26 protein-coding genes and 1 pseudogene are annotated in these 23,931 nt (G+C 69.0%); 26 read left to right on the forward strand and 1 reads right to left on the reverse strand.

Annotated elements, in window-relative coordinates; genetic code table 11:
* The first annotated feature begins 208 nt into the window (after nt 1-208).
* The 17 genes from ACWFR4_RS22640 (at nt 209) to ACWFR4_RS22720 (ending at nt 13,304) form a co-directional block, all read left to right on the forward strand.
* Nucleotides 209-805 (forward strand): hypothetical protein, encoded by a 597-nt coding sequence (locus tag ACWFR4_RS22640; RefSeq protein WP_266559563.1) that lies wholly within the window; start codon nt 209-211, stop codon nt 803-805.
* A gap of 254 nt (nt 806-1,059) precedes the next feature.
* Nucleotides 1,060-1,497: a 30S ribosomal protein S16 gene (rpsP, locus tag ACWFR4_RS22645; protein WP_116509370.1), complete on the forward strand. Its 438-nt coding sequence runs from the start codon at nt 1,060-1,062 to the stop codon at nt 1,495-1,497.
* A 2-nt stretch (nt 1,498-1,499) separates the two neighbouring features.
* Entirely contained in the window at nt 1,500-1,739 is a 240-nt protein-coding gene (locus ACWFR4_RS22650) for an RNA-binding protein (RefSeq protein WP_014176063.1), read from the forward strand.
* A gap of 101 nt (nt 1,740-1,840) precedes the next feature.
* A complete protein-coding gene (gene rimM / locus ACWFR4_RS22655) occupies nt 1,841-2,431 on the forward strand; it encodes a ribosome maturation factor RimM (RefSeq protein WP_453654181.1) in 591 nt (196 codons plus the stop codon).
* Complete coding sequence (trmD, locus tag ACWFR4_RS22660; RefSeq protein ID WP_266674627.1) at nt 2,431-3,252, forward strand: tRNA (guanosine(37)-N1)-methyltransferase TrmD; 822 nt, start codon at nt 2,431-2,433, stop codon at nt 3,250-3,252. Before rimM ends, trmD begins: the two co-directional genes overlap by 1 nt.
* A 133-nt stretch (nt 3,253-3,385) precedes the next feature.
* Nucleotides 3,386-3,736: a 50S ribosomal protein L19 gene (gene rplS / locus ACWFR4_RS22665; protein ID WP_054235359.1), complete on the forward strand. Its 351-nt coding sequence runs from the start codon at nt 3,386-3,388 to the stop codon at nt 3,734-3,736.
* 45 nt (nt 3,737-3,781) lie between these two features.
* Entirely contained in the window at nt 3,782-4,480 is a 699-nt protein-coding gene (lepB, locus tag ACWFR4_RS22670; protein ID WP_453461896.1) for a signal peptidase I, read from the forward strand.
* Nucleotides 4,473-5,558 (forward strand): signal peptidase I, encoded by a 1,086-nt coding sequence (lepB, locus tag ACWFR4_RS22675; RefSeq protein ID WP_453461899.1) that lies wholly within the window; start codon nt 4,473-4,475, stop codon nt 5,556-5,558. Before lepB (ACWFR4_RS22670) ends, lepB (ACWFR4_RS22675) begins: the two co-directional genes overlap by 8 nt.
* Nucleotides 5,446-6,435 (forward strand): signal peptidase I, encoded by a 990-nt coding sequence (lepB, locus tag ACWFR4_RS22680; protein WP_453654183.1) that lies wholly within the window; start codon nt 5,446-5,448, stop codon nt 6,433-6,435. The genes lepB (ACWFR4_RS22675) and lepB (ACWFR4_RS22680) overlap by 113 nt, the downstream gene beginning before the upstream one ends.
* Nucleotides 6,436-6,494: 59 nt before the next feature.
* Nucleotides 6,495-7,250 carry a signal peptidase I gene (gene lepB, locus ACWFR4_RS22685; protein ID WP_453461905.1) on the forward strand — a complete coding sequence of 252 codons (756 nt, stop codon included), beginning with the start codon at nt 6,495-6,497 and terminating at the stop codon, nt 7,248-7,250.
* Entirely contained in the window at nt 7,240-7,761 is a 522-nt protein-coding gene (locus tag ACWFR4_RS22690) for an NUDIX hydrolase (RefSeq protein ID WP_453461907.1), read from the forward strand. The genes lepB (ACWFR4_RS22685) and ACWFR4_RS22690 overlap by 11 nt, the downstream gene beginning before the upstream one ends.
* Before the next feature lie 55 nt (nt 7,762-7,816).
* Nucleotides 7,817-8,125, forward strand: coding sequence for a DUF2469 domain-containing protein (locus tag ACWFR4_RS22695; protein ID WP_008745401.1), 309 nt, complete (start codon nt 7,817-7,819; stop codon nt 8,123-8,125).
* A gap of 173 nt (nt 8,126-8,298) precedes the next feature.
* Nucleotides 8,299-8,682: a YraN family protein gene (locus ACWFR4_RS22700; protein WP_453654185.1), complete on the forward strand. Its 384-nt coding sequence runs from the start codon at nt 8,299-8,301 to the stop codon at nt 8,680-8,682.
* Nucleotides 8,682-10,301, forward strand: a complete 1,620-nt coding sequence (locus ACWFR4_RS22705; RefSeq protein WP_453654187.1) for a YifB family Mg chelatase-like AAA ATPase — start codon at nt 8,682-8,684, stop codon at nt 10,299-10,301. Before ACWFR4_RS22700 ends, ACWFR4_RS22705 begins: the two co-directional genes overlap by 1 nt.
* Nucleotides 10,298-11,458: a DNA-processing protein DprA gene (gene dprA / locus ACWFR4_RS22710; protein ID WP_453461916.1), complete on the forward strand. Its 1,161-nt coding sequence runs from the start codon at nt 10,298-10,300 to the stop codon at nt 11,456-11,458. The genes ACWFR4_RS22705 and dprA overlap by 4 nt, the downstream gene beginning before the upstream one ends.
* Nucleotides 11,459-11,805: 347 nt before the next feature.
* A complete protein-coding gene (whiG, locus tag ACWFR4_RS22715; RefSeq protein ID WP_453461919.1) occupies nt 11,806-12,642 on the forward strand; it encodes an RNA polymerase sigma factor WhiG in 837 nt (278 codons plus the stop codon).
* A gap of 104 nt (nt 12,643-12,746) precedes the next feature.
* A complete protein-coding gene (locus ACWFR4_RS22720; RefSeq protein WP_453461928.1) occupies nt 12,747-13,304 on the forward strand; it encodes a TetR/AcrR family transcriptional regulator in 558 nt (185 codons plus the stop codon).
* Nucleotides 13,305-13,476: 172 nt separating this feature from the next.
* Here the strand turns inward: ACWFR4_RS22720 and ACWFR4_RS22725 are convergent.
* A pseudogene (locus ACWFR4_RS22725) lies at nt 13,477-13,971 on the reverse strand (M23 family metallopeptidase); the annotation flags it as partial.
* A gap of 284 nt (nt 13,972-14,255) precedes the next feature.
* Between ACWFR4_RS22725 and rpsB the strand changes: the two are divergent.
* The 9 genes from rpsB (at nt 14,256) to ACWFR4_RS22770 (ending at nt 23,693) form a co-directional block, all read left to right on the forward strand.
* The gene (rpsB, locus tag ACWFR4_RS22730; RefSeq protein ID WP_453654189.1) at nt 14,256-15,200 is read left to right on the forward strand and encodes a 30S ribosomal protein S2; all 945 of its coding nucleotides are present in this window, start codon (nt 14,256-14,258) and stop codon (nt 15,198-15,200) included.
* A gap of 92 nt (nt 15,201-15,292) precedes the next feature.
* Nucleotides 15,293-16,129: a translation elongation factor Ts gene (gene tsf, locus ACWFR4_RS22735; RefSeq protein ID WP_453654191.1), complete on the forward strand. Its 837-nt coding sequence runs from the start codon at nt 15,293-15,295 to the stop codon at nt 16,127-16,129.
* A 210-nt stretch (nt 16,130-16,339) separates the two neighbouring features.
* Nucleotides 16,340-17,110 (forward strand): UMP kinase, encoded by a 771-nt coding sequence (gene pyrH / locus ACWFR4_RS22740; RefSeq protein WP_100595086.1) that lies wholly within the window; start codon nt 16,340-16,342, stop codon nt 17,108-17,110.
* Between the two features lie 124 nt (nt 17,111-17,234).
* Nucleotides 17,235-17,792, forward strand: coding sequence for a ribosome recycling factor (frr, locus tag ACWFR4_RS22745; protein ID WP_093780078.1), 558 nt, complete (start codon nt 17,235-17,237; stop codon nt 17,790-17,792).
* Nucleotides 17,793-17,799: 7 nt separating this feature from the next.
* Nucleotides 17,800-19,071 carry a phosphatidate cytidylyltransferase gene (locus tag ACWFR4_RS22750; protein ID WP_453654193.1) on the forward strand — a complete coding sequence of 424 codons (1,272 nt, stop codon included), beginning with the start codon at nt 17,800-17,802 and terminating at the stop codon, nt 19,069-19,071.
* Nucleotides 19,072-19,776: 705 nt separating this feature from the next.
* Nucleotides 19,777-20,199, forward strand: a complete 423-nt coding sequence (locus tag ACWFR4_RS22755; RefSeq protein ID WP_453654195.1) for a hypothetical protein — start codon at nt 19,777-19,779, stop codon at nt 20,197-20,199.
* A 663-nt stretch (nt 20,200-20,862) separates the two neighbouring features.
* Nucleotides 20,863-21,348 (forward strand): cupin domain-containing protein, encoded by a 486-nt coding sequence (locus tag ACWFR4_RS22760; protein ID WP_453468139.1) that lies wholly within the window; start codon nt 20,863-20,865, stop codon nt 21,346-21,348.
* A 657-nt stretch (nt 21,349-22,005) separates the two neighbouring features.
* A complete protein-coding gene (locus ACWFR4_RS22765; protein WP_453654197.1) occupies nt 22,006-22,377 on the forward strand; it encodes a VOC family protein in 372 nt (123 codons plus the stop codon).
* Between the two features lie 506 nt (nt 22,378-22,883).
* Nucleotides 22,884-23,693 carry a DUF427 domain-containing protein gene (locus ACWFR4_RS22770; protein ID WP_328753750.1) on the forward strand — a complete coding sequence of 270 codons (810 nt, stop codon included), beginning with the start codon at nt 22,884-22,886 and terminating at the stop codon, nt 23,691-23,693.
* Nucleotides 23,694-23,931 lie beyond the last annotated feature (238 nt).

Here is a 23,931-nt window from a genome sequence, read left to right on the forward strand (position 1 = left end):
GACACAGTCGCCCCGGCGTGCGGACATCGTCTACGCGCCGGGGCGTACGTATGCCTACGCACCACCTTGGTGTGAGCTGTGAGGCTTCTCCGCAGATCAGCGCACCCGCCCTCGTCCGGACGCATGAGCGGCAACTGACTGGTACGTGCAAATTATTTGGGATGCCCCGGAATAGGAACACAGAGGCATCCCGGCTCGTTGTCACGACGTGAGCACGACACCACCTGTTCTCGCCGCAGAGCTGGCACAGGCGTGGGCCGACATTCAGCGGCACCACCCCGAGCTGCCAGATCTAGCCGCGCCCGAATCCCTGATCGGGGAGTCGTCGTCCGCCTGCGGACACGAGCTCTCCTTCGAGCGACTCCTCCATGAGGCAGTCCATGGCATCGCCGCCGCCCGAGGAGTCCGCGACACCTCCCGCGCCGGCCGGTACCACAACCGCAGATTCCTCGCCATCGCCGAAGAGCTGGGCCTGGACCACCCCGAGGAGCCGCACCCCAGCAGCGGCTTCTCGCTGGTGACGCTCAACCCCGAGGCGAAGCAGCGTTACCGGCCGACGATCGAGCGGCTCAAGAGCGCCCTCAAGGCGCACACCGTGGCCACCGCCGCGGACACCAAGCGCAGCTTCCGCGGCCCGGCCGCGCGGCACGGCTCCTCCGGGGGCGGCGTCCGCGTCAAGGCGGTCTGCGACTGCGGGCGCAATGTGCGCGTGGTGCCCTCGGTCCTCGCCCAGGCCCCGATCGTCTGCGGCGGCTGCGGCAAGCCGTTCCGCATCCCGGAGGCCGTCGGCGCGGGCGTCGGGTGATCTCCGGCTGATCCTCGGTGAGGGTGTGCGACCTGCTGCGGGGCGTCCGATGGGGGCACCTCCCTGCTCGTTCAGAGCTCGGCGGAAGGTTCGGCCGCCCCGCCGACGTATGGCACAATGGCTAGCTGTACTCGACAGCCGCATAGGAACCCTCTCGCCTCCGGCTGACGCGTCCATCGGGCACTCCGAGTACCGCAACCCCACGTGGCATCCCGTTGTGCCCAACCACGTCAAGACCAGGAGACACCACTCCAGTGGCAGTCAAGATCAAGCTGAAGCGTCTGGGCAAGATCCGTTCGCCTCACTACCGCATCGTCGTCGCCGACTCCCGTACCCGCCGTGACGGCCGGGCCATCGAGGAGATCGGCCTGTACCACCCGGTGCAGAACCCCTCGCGCATCGAGGTCAACTCGGAGCGTGCCCAGTACTGGCTGTCCGTCGGCGCCCAGCCGACCGAGCCGGTCATGGCCATCCTGAAGCTCACCGGTGACTGGCAGAAGCACAAGGGCCTGCCGGCCCCCGCGCCGCTGCTCGTCGCGGAGCCCAAGGACAAGCGCGCCGCGTTCGAGGCCTTCACCAAGGGTCTCGAGGGCGACGACGCCAAGGGCGAGGCCATCACCCCGAAGGCCAAGAAGGCTGACAAGAAGGCGGACGAGGCCCCGGCCGAGTCCACCGAGTCCACCGAGGCCTGAGCATGCTCGAGGAGGCTCTTGAGCACCTCGTGAAGGGCATCGTCGACAACCCCGACGATGTGCAGGTCGCCTCGCGCAACCTGCGCCGTGGGCGCGTTCTCGAGGTCCGGGTTCACCCCGACGACCTCGGTAAGGTGATCGGCCGCAACGGCCGCACCGCGCGTGCCCTGCGTACCGTCGTGGGCGCCATCGGCGGCCGCGGTGTCCGCGTCGACCTCGTCGACGTGGACCAGGTTCGCTGAGCCGGACCAACGGTTCGGCGACAAATGAAGCACCGGCTCGGGCCGGGGAGGGCCTCAGGGCCGTCCCCGGCCCGTGGCCGTATGACAGGAGAGTTGTTCACGTGCAGCTGGTAGTCGCGCGCATCGGCCGCGCCCATGGCATCAAGGGCGAGGTCACCGTCGAGGTACGCACCGACGAGCCCGAGCTGCGGCTCGGCCCCGGTGCCGTGCTCGCCACCGACCCCGCCTCCACGGGGCCGCTGACGATCGAGACCGGCCGCGTGCACAGCGGCCGCCTCCTGCTCCGCTTCGAGGGCGTACGCGACCGTACGGCCGCCGAGGCGCTGCGCAACACGCTCCTCATCGCCGAGGTCGACCCGGAGGAACTGCCGGAGGACGAGGACGAGTTCTACGACCACCAGCTGATGGACCTGGACGTGGTCACCACGGACGGTGTCGAGGTCGGCCGGATCACCGAGATCTCGCACCTGCCCTCGCAGGACCTGTTCATCGTGGAGCGCCCCGACGGCAGCGAGGTGATGATCCCCTTCGTCGAGGAGATCGTCACCGAGATCGACCTCGAGGAGCAGCGGGCGATCATCGACCCGCCGCCCGGGCTCATCGACGACCGCGCCGAGATCGTCTCCAGCCGCGACGCGGACGAGGGCTCCGGCGAGGACTCCGGCAAGCGCTCAGAGGCGGGCGGCGTCTGATGCGGCTCGACGTCGTCACGATCTTCCCCGAGTACCTCGACCCGCTGAACGTCTCCCTCGTCGGCAAGGCCCGCGCTCGCGGGCAGCTCGACGTACGGGTGCACGACCTCAGGGAGTGGACGTACGACCGGCACAACACGGTCGACGACACCCCGTACGGCGGCGGCCCCGGCATGGTCATGAAGACCGGCCCCTGGGGCGACGCCCTCGACGACGTGCTCGCCGACGGCTACGAGACCGGGTCCCACGGTCCCGCCCTCGTCGTCCCCACGCCCAGCGGCCGCCCCTTCACCCAGGAGCTCGCCGTCGAGCTCTCCGAGCGCCCCTGGCTGGTCTTCACGCCCGCGCGCTACGAGGGCATCGACCGCCGCGTCATCGACGAGTACGCGACCCGGATGCCGGTCTACGAGGTCTCCATCGGCGACTACGTGCTGGCCGGCGGAGAGGCCGCCGTACTCGTCGTCACCGAGGCCGTCGCGCGACTGCTGCCCGGGGTCCTCGGCAACGCCGAGTCCCACCGGGACGACTCCTTCGCGCCCGGCGCCATGGCCAACCTCCTCGAGGGGCCCGTCTACACCAAGCCTCCCGAGTGGCGCGGCCAGGGCATCCCCGACGTGCTGCTCAGCGGCCACCACGGCAAGATCGCGCGCTGGCGCAGGGACGAGGCGCTGCGGCGCACCACCCGCAACAGGCCCGATCTCGTGGAGCGTTGCGACCCCTCGGTCTTCGACAAGAAGGACCGCGAGATGCTCTCCATCCTGGGCTGGCGGCCGGGCCCCGACGGCCGATTTGGGCGAGACCCCGCAGCCGTGGAACAATAGGCCGCTGCTGTACGTCCAGCGTGCGCCCCTGCCACAGGGGGAACGACGCCCGCCCGACGCGATCAGCTACCGAATCCTCATTTCGAACATTCCCGCCGATGACCTGTGGCATCGGTGAAGAAAGCAGACGATCATGTCTCACCTGCTCGACTCCGTCGACAGCGCGTCGCTGCGCAGCGACATCCCGGCCTTCCGTCCGGGTGACACCGTCAACGTCCACGTCCGCGTCATCGAGGGCAACCGCTCCCGTGTGCAGCAGTTCAAGGGCGTAGTCATCCGCCGCCAGGGCGCCGGTGTCCGCGAGACCTTCACGGTCCGCAAGGTCTCCTTCTCCGTCGGCGTCGAGCGCACCTTCCCGGTGCACACCCCGATCGTCGAGAAGATCGAGCTCGTCACCCGCGGTGACGTGCGTCGCGCGAAGCTCTACTACCTGCGCGACCTGCGCGGCAAGGCCGCGAAGATCAAGGAGAAGCGCGACAACTGAGCTCGCGCACGGGGTCACAGCCGGGCCGGATAGCATCTGGCCTCGATGGACACCGAAGCACAGACAACGGAACGCGATCGCGCCTCCCACCCCTCCGTACACGAGGGCGAGGAGGAGCGGTCGCGTTTCGCGTTTGTGTCGCGGGCCGCGTCCTGGCTTCCCGGCGGCCGCCTGACCCTGTCGGCGCTGCTCGGCCTCCTTCTGCTGCTCCTGCTGAGCATCTTCGTGATGCAGCCCTTCCAGATCCCCAGCGGTTCCATGGAGCCCGCATTGAGGGTCGGGGACCGCGTTCTCGTAAACAAGTTGGCGTACCGTTTCGGTGCCGAGCCGCAGCGGGGCGACGTCGTGGTCTTCGACGGGACCGGGTACTTCGGTGACGCCGACTACATCAAACGGGTCGTGGGCGTGGGGGGAGACCATGTGGTCTGCTGCGACAGCAAGGGGAGGATCGGGGTGAACGGCGAACCGGTGGACGAGAGCACGTTCCTGTATCCCGGCAATACCCCTTCCGAGGCCCCCTTCGACCTCGTCGTGCCCGACGGCACCCTCTTCCTGCTCGGTGACCACCGGGGCGACTCCCGGGACTCACGCGACTACCTGGGCGCGCCCGGCGGCGGCATGGTCCCTGTGGGCGAAGTGATCGGCAAGGCCCAGTGGATCGCCTGGCCGACGGGCCACTGGGGCTCCCTGTCCCGTAACGACGTCTACGCGCGCGTGCCCGCACCCGGCGGTGCCCATGGGTAACCGCGGACGCTCCCACTCGCGCAGGGGCGGCGGCGACACCCGCCTGCCCACCGGGACGCGCCGTGCCGGCAGCCCGCAGCTGCCGGGCCGTGCCGAGCGGCGCAGGCTGGCGCGCAAGGTCAAGCGACGCCGACAGCGCTCCGCGCTCAAGGAGATCCCGCTCCTCATAGGGGTGGCGCTGCTGATAGCGCTCGTCCTGAAGACGTTCCTCGTCCAGGCCTTCGTGATCCCGTCCGGCTCCATGGAGCAGACGATCAGGATCGGCGACCGGGTCCTGGTCGACAAGCTCACCCCGTGGTTCGGCGCGAAGCCGCACCGCGGCGACGTCGTCGTCTTCAAGGACCCCGGTAAGTGGCTGGAACAGGAACAGGGCGCGAAGAAGGACGCCCCCGTCGGCGTCAAGCAGGTGAAGGAAGGTCTCACCTGGATCGGCCTGTTGCCCTCAGACGACGAGCGCGACCTCATCAAGAGGGTCGTCGCGGTCGGCGGTGACACCGTCAAGTGCTGCGACAAACAGGGCCGCGTCACGGTCAACGGGACGCCCCTGAACGAGCCGTACATCCACCCGGGTGACGTGCCGTCGAAGTTCGAGTTCGAGGTCAAGGTGCCCAAGGGGCGCCTGTTCGTGATGGGCGACCACCGCTCCAACTCGGCCGACTCCCGCTTCCACCGCACCGAGGCCTTCAGCGGCACCGTCTCGGAGAAGTCGGTCGTCGGCCGGGCCCGCGTCATCGCCTGGCCGGTCGGTCATTGGAGCACGCTCCCGGAGCCGGGCACCTATGCAACCGTGGCCGCCGCGCAGAACGGGTCGGCCGCAGCCACGCAACCGTCGCATAGGGTGGCCTCCGCGGATCTGAACGGATTGATCCCTCTCCCGAGCCCTGCGGAACTCCCGCTCGTTATGGGAGTGGTGGGCCTGCATCGCGTATGGGACGACAGGCAGCGGCACGGAGTGAGGAGTGGATGTGGGGGACTTGGCGGTCGGCGCACGGTCAGGGCACGGGCCCGACGAGCAGCCCGGGCGATCCGACGACGGAGCGGCAGCGGCCGCGACGGGCGCCGTGAACCTCGAGAGTGATGGCGCGGACGGCAACGGACACGGTGGTGGCCACGGTGACGGTCCAGGAGACGGCTCCGGTGGCGGCAGCAGGTCGGGCGGTCAGGCGAAGAAGCCCCGCTCCTTCTGGAAGGAGCTGCCGCTCCTCATCGTCATTGCGCTGATCCTGGCGCTGGTCATCAAGACGTTCCTGGTGCAGGCGTTCTCGATTCCGTCGGCGTCGATGGAGAACACCCTGCAGATCGGCGACCGCGTGCTCGTCGACAAACTGACGCCGTGGTTCGGCTCCGAGCCCGGGCGCGGCGAGGTCATCGTCTTCCACGACCCGGACGGCTGGCTGAAGGACGAGCCGACGGCCGAGCCGAATCCGGTGCAGCGCCTCCTCGGCTGGATCGGCCTCATGCCGTCCACGAACGAGAAGGACCTCATCAAGCGCGTCATCGGCGTCGGCGGCGACACCATCGAGTGCAACGGGACGGGACCGCTCAAGGTCAACGGCAAGGCGCTCGACGAGCCGTACGTCTACCCGGGGAACACCCCGTGCAGCGACGACAATGTGGGCGGCAAGTTCAAGGTCACCGTACCCATTGGCAAAGTTTGGGTCATGGGTGACCACCGCCAGGACTCCATGGATTCCCGGTACCACCAGCAGGACAGCAACCAGGGCTTCGTCCCCGTGGACAACGTCGTGGGCCGCGCGATCGTGGTCGCTTGGCCGCCCACCCGCTGGACGACCCTGCCCGTGCCGGACACCTTCGACCAGCCGGGCCTGAGCGCGGCGATGGGAGCGGCCCCGGGCGCGCTCGGGCTCGCGGGCGCCGCGCCGCTCGTGCTGTGGCGCAGGCGTCGGCTTACCCAGGGGAACACCAGGGTTTCTGAGGCGAAGACCGCCGGGTAGGGTGCCGTCCCAGATCGCCGATCTTCCGCGGCGAATCTCCGAGGCGGGGAGCAACTGGGATGAGCAGGACACGTCGTACGGACGAGGGCCATGGCCGGCTCGGCAGCACGCTGTCGGGGTTGGCCGTGGCCCTCGGCTGTGTGCTGTTCCTGGGCGGGTTCGTGTGGGGCGCCATCGTGTACCAGCCGTACACCGTGCCCACCGAGTCGATGACGCCGACGATCGGCGCCGGCGACCGGGTCCTCGCGCAGCGCATCGACGGCAGTGAGGTCAAGCGCGGCGACGTCGTCGTCTTCACGGAGTCGGCGTGGGGCGACATGCCCATGGTCAAGCGCGTCGTCGGCATCGGCGGCGACAAGATCGCCTGCTGCGAGGCCGGCAAGCTGACCGTCAACGGCAAGGAGATCGCCGAACCGTATCTCCCCAAGGGGCAGGGCCCCTCGGCCACGGGCATCCCGACCACGACGGTCCCCGAGGGCCGCCTCTTCCTGCTCGGTGACGAGCGCAGCGGCTCCCTCGACTCCAGCGTCCACATCGGCGACTCCAGCCACGGAACGGTGCCGCGCAGCGCCGTGGCCGCCCGGGTCGACGCCGTGGCCTGGCCGATGGACGGCATGCTCGCGCGGCCCACCGGCTTCGAGGCCCTGCCGGGCGGGCTCTCGCAGCCGGGCCCCCTGAAGCTGGTCCTGGCCGCCGTGGTCGCGGGCGCCGTCCTGGTGCTCGGCGGGGCCGCGTACGGGCCGATCGCCAAGCGCGGGAGCAAGGGCCGCGGCCGGTCGCGCGCGTCGGCGCGGGAGCGGGCCCTTGCGGGCTGAGCCGCCCGGCGCCGGACGGGAGCTGCGGAAGGTGGCACGGGTCGTACTGCTCGACCCCGACGACCGCATTCTGCTCCTGCACGGGCACGAGCCGGGGGACACCGCCGACGACTGGTGGTTCACCCCGGGCGGCGGCCTGGAAGGCGACGAGACCCGTGAGCAGGCCGCACTGCGCGAGCTCGCGGAGGAGACAGGCATCACCGACGTCGAGCTCGGCCCGGTCCTGTGGCGGCGCACCTGCTCCTTCCCGTTCGACGGGCGGCGCTGGGACCAGGACGAGTGGTACTTCCTGGCCCGTACGACGGCTGCGGTGGCCGGGGCGGAGATCGCCGGGGCGGGCCTGACCGAGCTGGAACGGCGCAGCGTCGCCGGAGCACGTTGGTGGACGTGCCGGGAACTGACCGAGGCACATGAGACGGTGTATCCGACCAGGCTCGCCGGGCTGCTGGAACGGCTGCTCGACGAGGGTCCCCCGAGTCGTCCCCAAATCCTCGACACGGAAATCGTCTAGAGGCGTACGGGGCTGACGCACAATAGGGGGACGCACGGCTGAAGGGGAACATGCCATGAGCGCCGAGGACCTCGAGAAGTACGAGACCGAGATGGAGCTGAAGCTCTACCGGGAGTACCGCGACGTCGTCGGTCTGTTCAAATACGTGATCGAGACCGAACGGCGCTTCTACCTCACCAACGACTACGAGATGCAGGTGCACTCGGTCCAGGGTGAGGTTTTCTTCGAGGTATCCATGGCGGATGCCTGGGTGTGGGACATGTACAGGCCCGCACGGTTCGTGAAGCAGGTCCGGGTGCTCACGTTCAAGGACGTGAACATCGAGGAGCTGAACAAGACCGATCTGGAGCTGCCGGGCGGGTGATCCGGAGCTGTTCGGTGGGTGATCCGGAGCCCTCGGGCGGGTGATCCGGAGCCCTTGAGCGGGTGGAGCTCGCTGGATCGGGCGGCGGAGTTGTCCACAACCAGCGAGTAGTTCACCAAGATCCACTTCTTCGGCGCCCATGCCTCAGCGTGGGCGTCGGAGGTGGTGCCGACATGAACGCGTCCAAGGCACGCAACGCACTCGGAAAGTACGGCGAGGAGCTGGCCGCACGACGGCTGGCCGAGTCCGGAATGACGGTCATCGAGCGCAACTGGCGCGCGGGCAGGACGGGTGAGATCGACATCGTCGCCCGGGAGGGCGACGCCCTCGTCGTCTGCGAGGTGAAGACCCGCAGGGCGGGCGGCCGCACCGGGTCCTTCGAGCACCCGATGGCCGCGGTCACACCCGTCAAGGCCCGGCGGCTGCGCGACCTCGCGGAGCGCTGGGTGCAGGAACACGGGGGAGCGCCACCCGGCGGCGTACGCATCGATGTGGTCGGGGTCCTTCTGCCGGAGCGCGGAGCCCCCGTCGTCGAGCATGCGCGGGGGGTGGCCTGATGGGGTTCGCGCGCACATGCTCCGTGGCCCTCGTCGGTGTCGAGGGCGTGGTCGTCGAGGTCCAGGCCGACCTGGAGCCCGGGGTCGCCGCTTTCACGCTGGTCGGACTGCCCGACAAGAGCCTGTCGGAGAGCCGCGACCGGGTCAGGGCGGCGGTCGTCAACTCCGGCGGGGAGTGGCCGCAGAAGAAACTCACGGTGGGGCTCAGCCCGGCATCCGTGCCCAAGAGCGGCAGCGGGTTCGACCTGGCCATCGCCAGCGCGGTGCTGGGCGCGGCCGAGCGGATCGACCCGCGGGTCCTCTCCGAGGTCGTGATGATCGGCGAGCTGGGGCTCGACGGCCGGGTCCGGCCCGTTCGCGGGGTGCTCCCGGCCGTCCTGGCGGCGGCCGACGCGGGCTACGAGCAGGTGGTGGTCCCCGAGTGCTCGGCCGGCGAGGCCGCGCTCGTCCCGGGTGTCTCGGTCCTCGGCGTACGGAGCCTGCGCCAGCTCATCGCGGTCCTCACGGACGAGCCGGTCCCGGACGAGCCGCCCGACGAGACCGGGCGCCCCGACCCGATGCTCGCCGGCCTGAGCATCCCGGGCCAGGGCCTCGGTGTGGGCCTCGCCGGTATGCTGCACGACGCCCACATCCTCGATCTGGCCGATGTCGTCGGCCAGCGCGCCGCACGCACGGCGATCGAGGTCGCGGCCGCTGGTGCCCATCACGTCCTCCTCCAGGGACCGCCAGGTGCAGGCAAGACAATGCTCGCCGAGCGGCTGCCGCTGGTCATGCCGCCGCTCACCCGTGAGGAAGCCCTCGAAGTGACGGCCATTCACTCGGTGGCGGGCATGCTTCCGCCGGGCAAACCGATGGTCGACGCCGCCCCCTACTGCGCGCCCCACCACTCGGCGACGATGCAGTCGCTCGTCGGCGGCGGACAAGGGATGCCGCGGCCGGGCGCGGTGTCGTTGTCCCACAGAGGAGTGCTCTTTTTGGACGAGGCGCCGGAGTTCAGCGGTCAGGCACTCGACGCACTGCGCCAGCCGCTGGAGTCGGGCCACGTGGTCATCGCCCGCAGTGCTGGGGTGGTGCGGCTGCCCGCCCGCTTTCTGATGGCGCTGGCCGCCAACCCGTGCCCGTGCGGCAACCACGCGCTCGTGGGCGGCGGCTGCGAGTGCCCTCCGGCGGCGGTCCGCCGCTATCAGGCGCGCCTCTCCGGGCCCCTGCTCGACCGCGTCGACCTCAGGGTGGACGTGGAGCCCGTCACGCGTGCCGAGCTGACCGGGAGCGGCGCACAGGGCGAGACCACCGCCGTCGTCCGCGAGCGAGTGCGGGCCGCCAGGGAGCGGGCCGCGGCGCGGCTCGCGGACACGCCCTGGCGGACGAACAGCGAGGTTCCCGGACACGCCCTGCGCACCCGGTGGCCCGCGGCGCCGGGGGCCATGGACGAGGTCGAGAACGACCTGGAGCGCGGCTTCCTCACCGCCCGGGGCGTCGACCGTGTGCTGCGGGTGGCCTGGACCGTCGCCGACCTGTGCGGCCACGACCGGCCACGCGCGCAGGACGTGGCGCTCGCCCTTCAGCTGCGCACCGGGATCTCGCGCGGTGTGGCCATGGCCATCGGGGGCTCGGCATGAGCGGGGCGGAGGTCTCCGACGGAATCCGGCTCGCCAGGGCCGCCCTCACCCGGATCGTCGAGCCCGGCGACGAGAGGACGGGGCGGTGGCTCGGGGAGTTCGGGGCGGTGGAGGTCGTGCGGCGCATCGTCGAGGACGGGGAGCCGCTGCCCGGGGTGAGCGAGGACCGCTGGGCGGGGCTGCGGGCCAGAGCGGCCGGCGTGCTGCCCGAGCGTGACCTGGAGCGGGCGGCGGGCGTGGGGGCGCGAATGGTCTGTCCGGGGGACGCCGAGTGGCCGGCCCAGCTGGACGATCTCGGCGACGCGCGACCCGTCGCCCTGTGGGTGCGGGGGCGGCCCTCCCTGCGGATATGGGCGCTGCGGTCCGTCGGGGTCGTGGGGGCGCGGGCCTGCACGGACTACGGGGCGAGGGTGGCGGCGAGCCTCGGCGCGGGGCTCGCGGAGCGCGGCAGCGTCGTCGTGTCGGGCGGGGCGTACGGGGTCGACGCGGCCGCCCATCGCGGGACCCTGGGCGCGAGTGGTGCCACCGTGGCGGTCCTTGCCTGCGGGGTCGACCGGCCCTATCCGCGCGGCCACGTCCAGTTGATCGAGCGGATCGCGGAACAGGGTCTCGTCATCGCGGAGTTGCCACCCGGTGATCATCCGACGCGGAGCAGATTCATCCTCCGTAACCGCCTGATCGCCGCGCTCACCCGGGGGACCGTCGTCGTGGAGGCCGCGTACCGCAGCGGTGCTCTCGGTACGGCGCGCTGGGCGCAGCGTCTCGGCCGTCACACGATGGGGGTTCCTGGGCCGGTCACGAGCACCCGTTCCGCAGGGGTGCACGAACTGCTGCGCGGGGAGGCCGCTCTCGTCACCGACGCGGCGGAAGTCATGGAGCTGGTCGGGGACATGGGGGAGCTCGCGCCGACGCGGCGCGGTCCCGTACTGCCGCACGATCTGCTCGCGCCGGGCGCCGCGGCGGTCCTGGCGGCGCTGCCCGTCGGCGGAGCTGTCGGGGCGGGGGACATCGCCCGGGCCGCGGGCACCGGGGTCGACGACGCAATCGGGAGGTTGTACGAACTGCGCTCGCTGGGGTTCGTCGAACGACACAGCGATGGCTGGCAGTTGACACGCCAGGCGATCCAGCCTGTCTTGCCGGAAGGAGATGATCGGTGACGGAGGGTGTTGCGCCGTCCGGATGACGGCCGAACCCCTTGGCATTAAGGGGCGTTGGCGTTTCGCCCCGGTCACTTACAGCGACGGATGTGATCCCGCAAGTCGCCCAACGGAACGTATCTGCGCACGTGCGATCCCATAGTCTTCGCACACTGCGACACTCCAGTCACGCTACGCTCACCAGGATTCCGGCTCGTTCGGTTCAATCCGGAATCAGCCCGGCAACGAAGAGCAACCACGATCAGATGGGCATCCGAGCATCAGACAGTTAACTTGGGATCTTTACCATCAGTCCGGCGCCAGGCGCACAAATCCCCAGTTCACGGCAGAACGGCACAAGGCGACGAATGCCCCAGCACACCTCCGGGTCTGACCGGGCTGCGGTTCCCCCCGCTGCCCGTGGCAGCGTGCGGCCTCCTGCTCCCTCTTCGCTCGAGGAGCTGTGGAGGTCGTACAAGTCGACGGGCGACGGGCGATTGCGCGAGCAGCTCATCCTGCACTACTCGCCGCTGGTCAAGTACGTCGCGGGCCGCGTCAGCGTCGGGCTGCCGCCCAATGTCGAACAGGCCGACTTCGTGTCCTCGGGCGTCTTCGGACTGATCGACGCGATCGAGAAGTTCGACATCGAGCGCGAGATCAAGTTCGAGACGTACGCGATCACCCGGATCCGCGGCGCCATGATCGACGAGCTCCGGGCGCTCGACTGGATTCCGCGCTCCGTACGGCAGAAGGCGCGCAACGTCGAGCGGGCGTACGCCACGCTAGAGGCGCAGCTGCGGCGGACTCCGTCGGAGAGTGAGGTCGCCGCGGAGCTCGGCATCAAGGTCGAGGAACTGCACGCGGTCTTCAGCCAGTTGTCCCTCGCGAACGTGGTGGCCCTCGAGGAGCTGCTGCACGCCGGCGGCGAGAGCGGCGACCGGCTCAGCCTGATGGACACGCTCGAGGACCATGCTGCCGACGACCCGGTCGAGGTCGCCGAGGACCGCGAGCTGCGGCGTTATCTGGCGCGCGCGATCAACACGCTGCCGGAGCGCGAGAAGACCGTGGTGACGCTCTACTACTACGAGGGCCTGACCCTCGCGGAGATCGGCAATGTGCTCGGGGTGACCGAGAGCCGCGTCAGCCAGATCCACACCAAGTCCGTCCTCCAGCTCCGCGCGAAGCTGGCCGCCTTCCGGCGCTGACGATGCGGAATCGTCCCTGCCGGGCTGCGCGTGGGGCGGGACGACTCCCGCGGCGCGCGTCCCGTCCGTAAAGTGGTGGCGTGCCAAGGATTCGAGCGGCCTCAGTGGCCGAGCACCGGTCGATGCAGCGCGGCGCCCTTCTGGACGCGGCGCGCTCCCTGCTGTCCGAGGGCGGGACGGAGGCGCTGACCTTCCCCGCGCTCGCCGAGCGCACCGGGCTCGCCCGGTCCTCCGTGTACGAGTACTTCCGGTCGCGCGCCGCGGTCGTCGAAGAGCTCTGCGAGGTCGACTTCCCCGTCTGGGCGGCGGAGGTCTCCACGGCGATGGAGCACGCGGGTACGCCCGAGGGCAAGGTCGAGGCGTATGTGCGGGAGCAGCTCTCGCTGGTGGGCGACCGCCGGCACCGCGCCGTCGTGGCCATCTCGGCGAGCGAACTCGACTCAGGGGCGCGCGAGAAGATCCGCGCCGCGCACGGCGGGCTGGTCGCGATGATCGTCGAGGCCCTCGCCGAAATGGGCCACACGGAACCGCGCCTCGCGGCGATGCTCCTTCAGGGGGTCGTGGACGCGGCGGTCCGCCGGATCGAACTGGGCGCGGCGGAAGACCCCTCGGCCATTACCGAAGCGGCCGTGAGCATGGCCCTGCGGGGCGTCAGCGGCTGATCCGGGGCGCGAGCCCTGGAGGAGGCGGCGGGACCAGTGGCGTCGGAACCGGCCCCGGTGCGGTGCCCAGCGCCGTACCGGCGCCGACGCCCGACCGGACCGGCAGCAACGGGACCAGCAGCGGCGGGTCAGCCACGGGCGGGCCCAGCCCCGGTGCCGCGGCAGTCGGCGGCACCGGCAACAGTCGCGACGGACCTTGTCGCAGCAGCCGCGGGGGCAGTAGTGACAGCGGGTCCAGATAGGTGTCGCCCCGCAGTAAGCCCCAGTGCAGGCATGACGTAGGGCCGCAGTGATTTGTCGGGGGTTCAAGTGCACCCAGCACCTCGCCCGGCGCTACCCGGGCGCCCCTCTTCACCGACGGCGTCACCGGTTCATACGTAGTTCGCAGAGGCGGGTCGCCCGTTCCGGACAGTTCCACCGCCACCACCCCTCTGCCCGCCACGCGCCCCACGAAGGACACCCGGCCGCGCCCCACCGCTCTGACCGGGGCGCCGACGGGCGCGGCCAGGTCCACTCCGCGGTGGCCCGCCCCGTACTCCGTCGCCGGCGGGGCCCAGCCCCGTACGATCGGGGGCCTCGTCCCCACCGGCCAGGCGGCGCCCACGGCGGGTACCGGCGGGGGCGGCACGAGGCCCGCCAGCGCCGCGGTCATCGTCAGCATCAGCATCAGTCGCATGCACTGAACGGTCCCGCCCCGACGCGATCTGCGGGGATCATGGACCGGAACGGTGGACTACCGACCGGTTGTGGACAGCGGCGTCACCCGGCACCCCGCGGGTCCCGTACACTTCTGGTGGCGATCCGGGTCACCGGATCGACTTCGCACGCCCCAACACCGGGTCATTCGTGACGGTGTTCGCGCTCCTCGGTCCCTCGTGGCACAGCGCGCGGGGCGTCAGGCGCGACAGCAATCCTGCGGTCGCGGCAACCGAGAAACCAAGGAGTACGGCCATGGCCGTCGTCACGATGCGGGAGCTGCTGGAAAGCGGCGTCCACTTCGGTCACCAGACCCGTCGCTGGAACCCGAAGATGAAGCGCTTCATCTTCACCGAGCGCAACGGCATCTACATCATCGACCTGCTCCAGTCGCTGTCGTACATCGACCGCGCCTACGAGTTCGTCAAGGAGACCGTCGCCCACGGCGGCACGGTCATGTTCGTCGGCACGAAGAAGCAGGCGCAGGAGGCGATCGCCGAGCAGGCGACCCGCGTCGGCATGCCCTACGTCAACCAGCGCTGGCTGGGCGGCATGCTCACCAACTTCTCGACCGTCTACAAGCGTCTGCAGCGCCTCAAGGAGCTTGAGCAGATCGACTTCGAGGATGTGGCCGCGTCCGGCCTCACCAAGAAGGAGCTGCTCGTCCTCTCCCGCGAGAAGGCCAAGCTGGAGAAGACCCTCGGCGGTATCCGCGAGATGTCCAAGGTGCCCAGCGCCGTCTGGATCGTGGACACCAAGAAGGAGCACATCGCGGTCGGTGAGGCCCGGAAGCTCAACATCCCGGTCGTCGCGATCCTCGACACCAACTGCGACCCCGACGAGGTCGACTACAAGATCCCGGGCAACGACGACGCGATCCGCTCCGTCACCCTGCTCACCCGCGTGATCGCCGACGCCGTCGCCGAGGGCCTCATCGCCCGCTCCGGTGCCGCCACCGGCGACCAGAAGCCGGGCGAGAAGGCCGCGGGCGAGCCGCTCGCCGAGTGGGAGCGCGACCTGCTCGAGGGTGAGAAGAAGGCCGACGAGAAGCCGGCCGCCGAGGCTGAGGTCCAGACCTCCGCCGAGACGGAGAAGGTCGCCGACGCCGAGGCCGAGGTCGTCACCGAGGTTGCCACCGAGGCTCCGGCCGCCGAGGCTCCGGCCACCGAGGCTCCGGCCGCGGACGCCGAGCAGGCCTGAACCTCACCGGTTCGGTAGTTGACGGCGGGGGCCGAGTCGGCCCCCGCCGTTCACCCGTAGATCTTTCAGACTTCGAGAGAGAATTTCAGATCATGGCGAACTACACCGCCGCTGACGTCAAGAAGCTCCGCGAGCTCACGGGCGCCGGCATGATGGACTGCAAGAAGGCGCTCGACGAGGCCGACGGCAGCGTCGACAAGGCCGTCGAGGCCCTGCGCATCAAGGGCCAGAAGGGCGTCGCCAAGCGCGAGGGCCGCTCCGCCGAGAACGGCGCCGTCGTCTCCCTCATCGCCGACGACAACACCTCCGGTGTCATCCTCGAGCTGAAGTGCGAGACGGACTTCGTCGCCAAGGGTGAGAAGTTCCAGGCCGTCGCGAACTCGCTTGTCGCTCACGCCGCCAAGACGAACCCGGCCGACATCGCGGCGCTCCTCGCGTCCGAGATCGAGCCCGGCAAGACCGTCCAGGCGTACGTCGACGAGGCCAACGCCAACCTCGGCGAGAAGATCGTCCTGGACCGCTTCACGCAGTTCACCGGCGCCTACGTCACCGCGTACATGCACCGCACCATGCCCGACCTGCCCCCGCAGATCGGTGTTCTGGTCGAGCTGGACAAGGCCGACGCCGACCTCGCCAAGGGCATCGCGCAGCACATCGCCGCCTTCGCGCCGAAGTACCTCTCCCGTGAGGACGTCCCGGCCGAGGTCGTCGAGTCCGAGCGTCGCGTCGCCGAGGAGACCACGCGCGCCGAGGGCAAGCCCGAGGCCGCGCTCCCGAAGATCGTCGAGGGTCGCGTCAACGGCTTCTTCAAGGAGGCCACCCTCCTCGGCCAGCCGTACGCGCTGGACAACAAGAAGTCCGTGCAGAAGGTCCTGGACGAGGCCGGTGTCACCCTGAAGCGCTTCTCGCGCATCAAGGTCGGCATCTGAGTCCGTACCGCGACAGCCGGAAGACACCGCTAGGGTCGACGAGATCCCAGTAGGGTCGACAGCAGTCTCCCGCGTACGCCGCCACGAGCGCGTGCGCGTCGGGCGACCGCAGATGTGACGAGGAGGCCATTGCCGAGTATGGGATGCGAACAACACCCCACCGGCAATGGCCTTCTTTGTATGTGTGCCAAGTAAAGAGGCGAGATCACCATGACCACCACCAAGGCCGACAAGGGCGACAAGAGCGACGACGGCAAAGGCGCGGGGCGCTTTTTGCTGAAGCTGTCCGGCGAGGCGTTCGCCGGTGGCGGGGGTCTGGGTGTCGACCCCGACGTGGTGCACAAGATCGCCCGTGAGATCGCGGCCGTCGTGCGCGACGGCGCGCAGATCGCCGTCGTCATCGGCGGCGGCAACTTCTTCCGCGGCGCCGAGCTCCAGCAGCGCGGCATGGACCGGGCCCGCTCCGACTACATGGGCATGCTCGGCACCGTCATGAACTGCCTCGCACTCCAGGACTTCCTGGAGAAGGAGGGCATCGACAGCCGCGTCCAGACCGCCATCACCATGGGGCAGGTCGCCGAGCCGTACATCCCGCTGCGCGCCGTGCGCCACCTGGAGAAGGGCCGCGTCGTCATCTTCGGCGCCGGTATGGGCATGCCGTACTTCTCCACCGACACGACCGCCGCCCAGCGCGCCCTGGAGATCGACGCCGAGGCGCTGCTCATGGGCAAGAACGGGGTGGACGGGGTCTACGACTCCGACCCGAAGACCAACCCCGAGGCCGTGAAGTTCGACGCGCTCAGCTACGGCGAGGTCATCACCCGCGACCTCAAGGTCGCCGACATGACCGCGATCACCCTGTGCCGCGACAACAAGCTGCCCATCCTCGTCTTCGAACTGCTCGCCGAGGGCAATATCGCGCGAGCGGTCAAGGGTGAGAAGATCGGCACGCTCGTGGGCGACCACGGAACGCGGGCCTGACACGACCCCCCGACAGGGGATGGACAATGTCCTGCCGGTCGGACACCGTGCAGGAAAGACACACGACGCAGCCGGCCGCCCTGGGCGCATGCCGGGCCTCACTCAAGACACGCAGGAGCAAGTGGTGATCGAAGAGACCCTCCTCGAGGCCGAGGAGAAGATGGAGAAGGCCGTCGTGGTCGCCAAGGAGGACTTCGCCGCGATCCGCACCGGCCGTGCGCACCCGGCGATGTTCAACAAGATCGTGGCGGACTACTACGGCGCGCTGACCCCGATCAACCAGCTGGCCTCGTTCTCCGTGCCCGAGCCGCGGATGGCCGTGGTGACTCCGTTCGACAAGAGCGCGCTGCGCAACATCGAGCAGGCGATCCGCGACTCCGACCTCGGCGTCAACCCGAGCAACGACGGCAACATCATCCGTGTGACGTTCCCGGAGCTGACCCAGGACCGCCGCAAGGAGTACATCAAGGTCGCCAAGACCAAGGCCGAGGACTCCAAGATCTCGATCCGCTCCATCCGCCGCAAGGCCAAGGAGACGATCGACAAGCTGGTCAAGGACGGCGAGGTCGGCGAGGACGAGGGCCGCCGTGCCGAGAAGGAGCTCGACGACACCACCGCGAAGTACGTCGCCCAGGTGGACGAGCTGCTCAAGCACAAGGAAGCCGAGCTGCTCGAGGTCTGAGGAATCCGTGAACGACTCTTCCTGGGGAGCGCCGACCGGAGCCGGGTACTGGGGGCCGCCCGACCAGGGGCCTTCCCAGGGGGCTTCCCCGGCGGGTCCCGCGTACGAACAGCATGCGGTTGAGGAGACTCGGCCCATGCCCATCGTGCCCGAAATGCCCGATGTACCCGCCGGTGGTCGTGACCAGGACGACGATCGGGGGGCTGCTCGGCCGAGCGGTCCCCTGTTCCGCGACGAGTCGCCGGGCGGGACACAGCACGAGCACCCTCACGGGCCCCGGCACGAGCAGCCGCGCGGGAACTCTCAGTACGAGCAGCCGCGCGGGGCACAGCACGAACCGCAGCATCCGACACAGCATCAGACGCAGCACCAGACGCCGTATGTGACGCCGCACGAGGCGCAGCACGAGAGCCCGCAGGAGCCCATGCCAAGCGCCGCACAGCCCGCCCCCGCACCGCCGAAGAAGAGCGCGGGCCGTGACCTCGGGGCAGCCATAGGAGTCGGGGTGGGGCTCGGCGCGGTGATCGTCGCGTCGCTCTTCATCGTCAAGGCCGTGTTCATCGGCGTGATAGCGGTGGCCGTCGTCGTCGGCCTCTGGGAGCTCACCTCGCGGCTCGAGGAGCGCAAGGGCATCAAGGCGCCCCTCGTGCCGCTCGCGATCGGCGGCGCGGCGATGGTCGTCGCCGGATACGTCCGCGGCACCGAGGGCGCCTGGGTGGCGATGGCGCTCACCGCGCTCGCGGTCCTGGTCTGGCGCATGACGGAGCCCCCCGAGGGCTACCTCAGGGACGTCACGGCCGGTGTCTTCGCCGCGTTCTACGTGCCGTTCCTCGCGACCTTCGTGGCGCTGATGCTCACCGCGGACGACGGGCCGCAGCGCGTCCTGACGTTCCTGCTGCTCACGGTCGTCAGCGACACCGGCGCGTACGCGATCGGCTGGCGCTTCGGCAAGCACAAGCTCGCCCCGCGCATCAGCCCCGGCAAGACCCGCGAGGGCCTGGTCGGCGCGGTGACGTTCGCGATGGCCGCCGGCGCGCTGTGCATGCAGTTCCTGATCGACGACGGTGCCTGGTGGCAGGGCCTGCTGCTCGGGCTCGCGGTCGCGGCCAGCGCCACGCTCGGGGACCTCGGCGAGTCGATGATCAAGCGCGACCTGGGGATCAAGGACATGGGCACGCTCCTCCCCGGGCACGGCGGGATCATGGACCGCCTCGACTCGCTGCTCCCGACGGCGCCGGTGGTCTGGCTGCTCCTGGTGATCTTTGTCGGGGTCGGCTGACCGACCTGAAAATCCCGGCTGACCTGCGCGGATTCAGGTGACGGGCTCGTTGTCCACAGGGCGGCGGGCCCGTTGCCGTATGTCTGCGACACTGGAAGGTTATGCCTAAGCCCGGAGAACTGGCAGTGATCCGGTGAGAAAGGGCCCCCGACCTGCCGTAGTGCACATTTCGGTAGCTGGGCCGGGCTGGTTTCCGTCTTATGTCGCACTTGCGAGAGGCCATACCTTGCCCGGATGGGTGGTGAAATAGCTGCGGACGAGTTGGCGGGCATCCGTGAGCTTGTACTGGAGTGGGCCCGCTCGTGGGGAGTGGCTCGTCCGGTTAACGTCCGTGTTGTGTCAACGACGCAAGCGACGGCTGCTGGTTACCTGAATCCTGGAGTGTCCTCACTGTCGGTGTCGTGCTACCTAGTGACGCTCGAAGGCGATTTCGAGCTAGTACTCCCCAGCGGGTCCCGTAAGCGAGGTTCATGGGCAGCTCTCCGCATCGATCAGGCTCGGCCGTGCGTGAGGGGCTTTACAGTGCGGCCAAGCGACTGGATTCCCAAGGCGCCACTGGAGACCCTGGGAACCGTTCACGCCATCGACTGCGAGTGAATCGCGTGCTCGATAGGACGGGGAACGACAGCCACCTCCGGGGCACGAGCAGCAGAACAACCCTGACCGCAGATCGAACGAAACGCATGTCTGCAGCGTCGAAGGTGCGTGAATCTATCGCGCCAAGCCGCCGTCCTGCTCTTGAGCGCCGGGCTGTTGCTCTCCGGCTGCTCGCCCTCGTCCGACAACCCGGGCGACGAGGGGTACACCGGCCCCACCCTGCCCGCCCGCACCGCCACGATGGACAAGTGGCAGGAAGGGCCAACAGAGCCCACGCAGCACAAGCCGTATCCATACGACATTTATACGCACTGCGGGATCAAGTGGGTTAAATTCGGCGGCCGTTGGTGGGTCCTCGACTCCGTGTTCGTCGGTGTCGAGCAAGTCAAGGGGGAGCCGCCCTCACAGAACAGCCAGATGCTCGCCGGCTACATGACCTTGATCGGCCCGGACGCTGCCAACTTCGACGCCGCCGGGATGCCCACGATGCAATTCGTACCGACCAAGGACGAACCGCCGAGCTGCGCATAGAAGGGCGTTCGCCCGCAGCGCGCGGATCAGAAAGTCGCGTGCCACAGCCGTGCCACATCGTGCGGTCAACCACGGTCAATGACGGCTCGGCGCAGTCGAGACGCGCCGTTCACCTGGGCTGCCGCTATAGCCAGAGTGACCTGGGCGCATTCGCTTCGGATCACGTCCGCCCTTACAAGGCGGATATCACCCCACTCGGCCCGGCTCGAACGGGCTGGTCCCCTCCACAACGGGCCGACGCTGGGGGAAGCAGTCGCCGACCGACGCGGGCCGCCATGAGGGTATCCGTAGGTCTACGACACCCATGACTGACATCAATGGCTGACATCAACGTCGGCGCACCCATGCACATGCCGGCGTGCAGGTGAACCCTGGCCAACAGGACCTGATGGCTAAAGGAGTTCAGGGGTTCCGTGTGCGCACCCGCCTACGGAACACGGGGCTGCACGCCTACTACGAGCACTTGGGGTTCAAGCATGTCCGGACAGAGGCGCCGTCGCACCGTCGATCTGGATGATCCGCACAACCGACGATCACTTGCGACCACGCCCCAGCGACCGATGACCGTCCCCCGAATGGCATGCCCCGGATGCTGTGCACAGGATGGAGAGGTACGCGCGACCTCTAGCTCTGGCCTCCGGAGCACCCAAGGGGATGGTTTGCATGTCGTACCCGAAGCAGGTGTACTTCGGCGATAGAGGCGAGATCAACGCGCATTTCCTGCCAGCCGGCACTGCGACGAATGTCGGCGGCCCCGGAGACGACATGCGCATCCGCTACCTCGCGACAAGCGACATCACGCACGGTGAGTTCGGCCTGTACCGGGTCATGCTGGGGGCGAAGGCGGGTGGCCCCCAGACGCACTTCCACCGGACCATCTCGGAGTCCTTCTTCATCCTCGGTGGAACCGTCCGCCTGTTCAATGGCGAGAACTGGGTCGACGCGCGGGAGGGTGACTTCCTGCTCGTCCCGCAGGGCGGGCTGCACGCCTTCCGTAACGACTCCGACAGCCCGGCCGAGATGCTGCTGCTCTTCACGCCGGGCGCACCGCGCGAGGAGTTCTTCGAGCAGATGTCGGAGATGCGCGACGCCACGGAGGCGGAGCGCGCCGAGTTCTTCGACCGGCACGACCAGTACTTCGTCGACTGACACGTCCCGCAGCGGTGGCGCGGCAGTACAACAGCGGAGTACAGCAACCTCCGTACCTACGGCTGACCCCCGCTGGCCGCGGGCGACCGGCTGACGTTCTCAGGAGACCTCGACGACCGCCCCGCCCATAGTTCGCATCGAGGGGCCGCTGGGCGTGCCACTTCCGTGCCAGAACAGACGGTGACTCACGGGGAATCGAGGTTCGCCAGGGTGCCTACCACCCCACGCTGCCCGAGGCAAGGATTCCCAGGTCACGCCGGTGATTACCCACCCTCGCTCCTAAAGCGGTGGTCCGAGTCAAGGGATGCCCCAGTGCACCTGTTGAGGGTGAGGCGTAGCCCAGCCCCAAGTGCCCGACCCTTCGGAAGCGCCGCTGTTTGACATCAGCGTCTGACATCAACGTCGGCGCACACAGGCACACGCCGACGTACGGGTGAATCCTGGCCAACAGGCTCTGGTGGCTAGGAGAGTTCAGGGGATCCGTGTGCGCACCCGCCTACGGATCAGAAGGTTGCAGGTTCGAATCCTGCCGAGTGCACACCAGACCAGAGGCCCCGTGGAGGAATCCACGGGGCCTCTGGCTTTTGCCTTGACGGCAGTGTTTGACGACCGCCGCCTCCGGTCTGTCCACGCCCTCAAAGGGGAACACTGTCCGACATGCCTATCTCGCTGCATCACATCGTCATCGACGCCCACGACCTGCCCGCCCTGGCCCGGTTCTGGGCTGAGGTGCTGCGCTGGCAGATCCTGTCCGAGCGGGAGCGGGCGGTCGTGATCGGGCCGGACGAGACGGCCCCGGTGGGAATCTGCTTCATGCCGGTGACCGACCGCAAGGTCGTCAAGAACCGCCTGCACCTCGATCTGACATCCGCGGCGGAAGACCGGGAGGCGGAGATCGAGCGAATCCTCGCACTCGGCGCTCGCGCAGCGGACGTCGGACAGACCGGCAACGAGTCGTGGACCGTGCTGGCCGATCCGGAGGGGAACGAGTTCTGCGTAGTCCGCCCGAAGGAGACCCTCATCGGTTAGTCCAAGTCAGGCGATGACGCAACCGTCGCGTTCTGCCAGTGGTGACCTCGCGAGCGAGAGTCGTCGCTTGCGCTGACATCCAGCCGGACTTGGGTCAGTCTCAGTTCTAGTCTCGATTGCTGCTCAACCCGGTGCGGTACGCGCTCGTCCGTGGACGTTCGGTAGGGCGCCTGACCTGCAGCGCGAACCGACTACCGGATGCCCCTGGACCCCTGTGGAACAAGCCCGGACAGCTTGTAATGCGTCCCGGTACTTGCGCGATAGAACTTTCCTTGGCAGGTCAGCCACGATCCGTATACGGGGTCTTCCAAACTAGTGCGCCGCCGATCAGGAGTAGAAGCCCGAACCGTTGAGCGTCAACGGTTCGCGGGCGGGCATCGGCACGACCGACGTCTGATCAGCGGGATCGCCTGGATCACGGCAGGGGTGGCCGTTCGCGCGTCCTCCGGAAAAACTGGGAAGAGTCGGATGTACGGAAGCGGCCGAGCGGACTGAGGTGATCGCCGATGGCGGACGAGAGTGTGGACTACCCAGGTCTTGTCGTTCCTGTCGGGCATATCGAGCCGGTGCCGCGGCGGATCCGTGCGCAGGTCAGCGGCCGGTGCGTGTTCGACACCCGGCGTGCGTTGTACGTGTGGGAGTGGCCCGGCTATCCGCAGTACAGCATTCCGCTGCGGGATCTGGCCGAGGGCGTCCTGTCCGACGACGGCCGCGTCGGCCGGCTGAGCCCCGGCCCCGCGCGGCGGCACTCGCTGCGGGTCGGCTCCGAGGTCCGTGAGGGTGCGGCGTGGGTCTGGGACGAGGGAGCCCCGGAGGCACTCATCGGCACCGCCCGTTTCCGGTGGGACGCGATCGACGCGTGGTACGAGGAGGAGGAGCAGGTCTTCGTGCACCCGAGGAACCCGTACACCCGGGTGGACGCGCTGCGCTCGTCCAGCAGCGTGCGCGTCGAGGTGGACGGCACCGTCCTGGCGGACGCGCCGTCCTCGGTGAAGCTCTTCGAAACCGGCCTGCCGACCCGGCACTACGTGGAGCGCGCCTATGTCGACTGGACCCTGCTGCGTTCCTCGGACACGGTGACGGCGTGCCCGTACAAGGGCAGAACCAGCGCGTACTGGTCGTTCGTGGGCGGAGCCGTCGCGCACGACGATCTCGCCTGGGCGTACGACTTCCCGACGGTGTCGTGCGCCGCCGTCGCGGGGATGGTCGCCTTCTACAACGAGCACGTCGACCTGTACGTGGACGGCGTCCGGCTCCCACGGCCCACCGCCCTGTCGCGAGCTCAGTGGGACAAGCAGCAGCGGGAACGTTCCTGAGTCGCTGCCGGCGCCCACGGACGAGGTGGACGTCATGTCTGTGGTGGAAGTCGCCCAGTTGCCGCCGGGCCGGATGACAGGCGGCGTACGATGCACGCCGCTGAATCACGGTGCAAGCAGCCCAGTTGTCACTTGTGGCGAGAGACGGTCACCAATCCAGCTCTCTTGTGAATAGAGCGGCTCAAAGCCGTCACGACTCGTCCGCTAACCATGTGCGCTTCCTCATCCCCGGCAGGGC

It is taken from the genome of Streptomyces sp. NPDC055140 (assembly GCF_053607285.1).

What these genes read in the sequence shown, in the direction of transcription:
- tsf (WP_453654191.1), top strand. Translation starts at nt 15,293, where the DNA reads ATGGCGAACTACACCGCCGCTGACGTCAAGAAGCTCCGCGAGCTCACG.
- ACWFR4_RS22760 (WP_453468139.1), top strand. Translation starts at nt 20,863, where the DNA reads ATGTCGTACCCGAAGCAGGTGTACTTCGGCGATAGAGGCGAGATCAAC.
- rpsB (WP_453654189.1), top strand. Translation starts at nt 14,256, where the DNA reads ATGGCCGTCGTCACGATGCGGGAGCTGCTGGAAAGCGGCGTCCACTTC.
- ACWFR4_RS22765 (WP_453654197.1), top strand. Translation starts at nt 22,006, where the DNA reads ATGCCTATCTCGCTGCATCACATCGTCATCGACGCCCACGACCTGCCC.
- ACWFR4_RS22650 (WP_014176063.1), top strand. Translation starts at nt 1,500, where the DNA reads ATGCTCGAGGAGGCTCTTGAGCACCTCGTGAAGGGCATCGTCGACAAC.
- ACWFR4_RS22700 (WP_453654185.1), top strand. Translation starts at nt 8,299, where the DNA reads ATGAACGCGTCCAAGGCACGCAACGCACTCGGAAAGTACGGCGAGGAG.
- ACWFR4_RS22695 (WP_008745401.1), top strand. Translation starts at nt 7,817, where the DNA reads ATGAGCGCCGAGGACCTCGAGAAGTACGAGACCGAGATGGAGCTGAAG.
- lepB (WP_453461896.1), top strand. Translation starts at nt 3,782, where the DNA reads ATGGACACCGAAGCACAGACAACGGAACGCGATCGCGCCTCCCACCCC.
- lepB (WP_453461905.1), top strand. Translation starts at nt 6,495, where the DNA reads ATGAGCAGGACACGTCGTACGGACGAGGGCCATGGCCGGCTCGGCAGC.
- lepB (WP_453461899.1), top strand. Translation starts at nt 4,473, where the DNA reads ATGGGTAACCGCGGACGCTCCCACTCGCGCAGGGGCGGCGGCGACACC.
- ACWFR4_RS22705 (WP_453654187.1), top strand. Translation starts at nt 8,682, where the DNA reads ATGGGGTTCGCGCGCACATGCTCCGTGGCCCTCGTCGGTGTCGAGGGC.
- trmD (WP_266674627.1), top strand. Translation starts at nt 2,431, where the DNA reads ATGCGGCTCGACGTCGTCACGATCTTCCCCGAGTACCTCGACCCGCTG.
- whiG (WP_453461919.1), top strand. Translation starts at nt 11,806, where the DNA reads ATGCCCCAGCACACCTCCGGGTCTGACCGGGCTGCGGTTCCCCCCGCT.
- pyrH (WP_100595086.1), top strand. Translation starts at nt 16,340, where the DNA reads ATGACCACCACCAAGGCCGACAAGGGCGACAAGAGCGACGACGGCAAA.
- dprA (WP_453461916.1), top strand. Translation starts at nt 10,298, where the DNA reads ATGAGCGGGGCGGAGGTCTCCGACGGAATCCGGCTCGCCAGGGCCGCC.
- ACWFR4_RS22770 (WP_328753750.1), top strand. Translation starts at nt 22,884, where the DNA reads ATGGCGGACGAGAGTGTGGACTACCCAGGTCTTGTCGTTCCTGTCGGG.
- rplS (WP_054235359.1), top strand. Translation starts at nt 3,386, where the DNA reads ATGTCTCACCTGCTCGACTCCGTCGACAGCGCGTCGCTGCGCAGCGAC.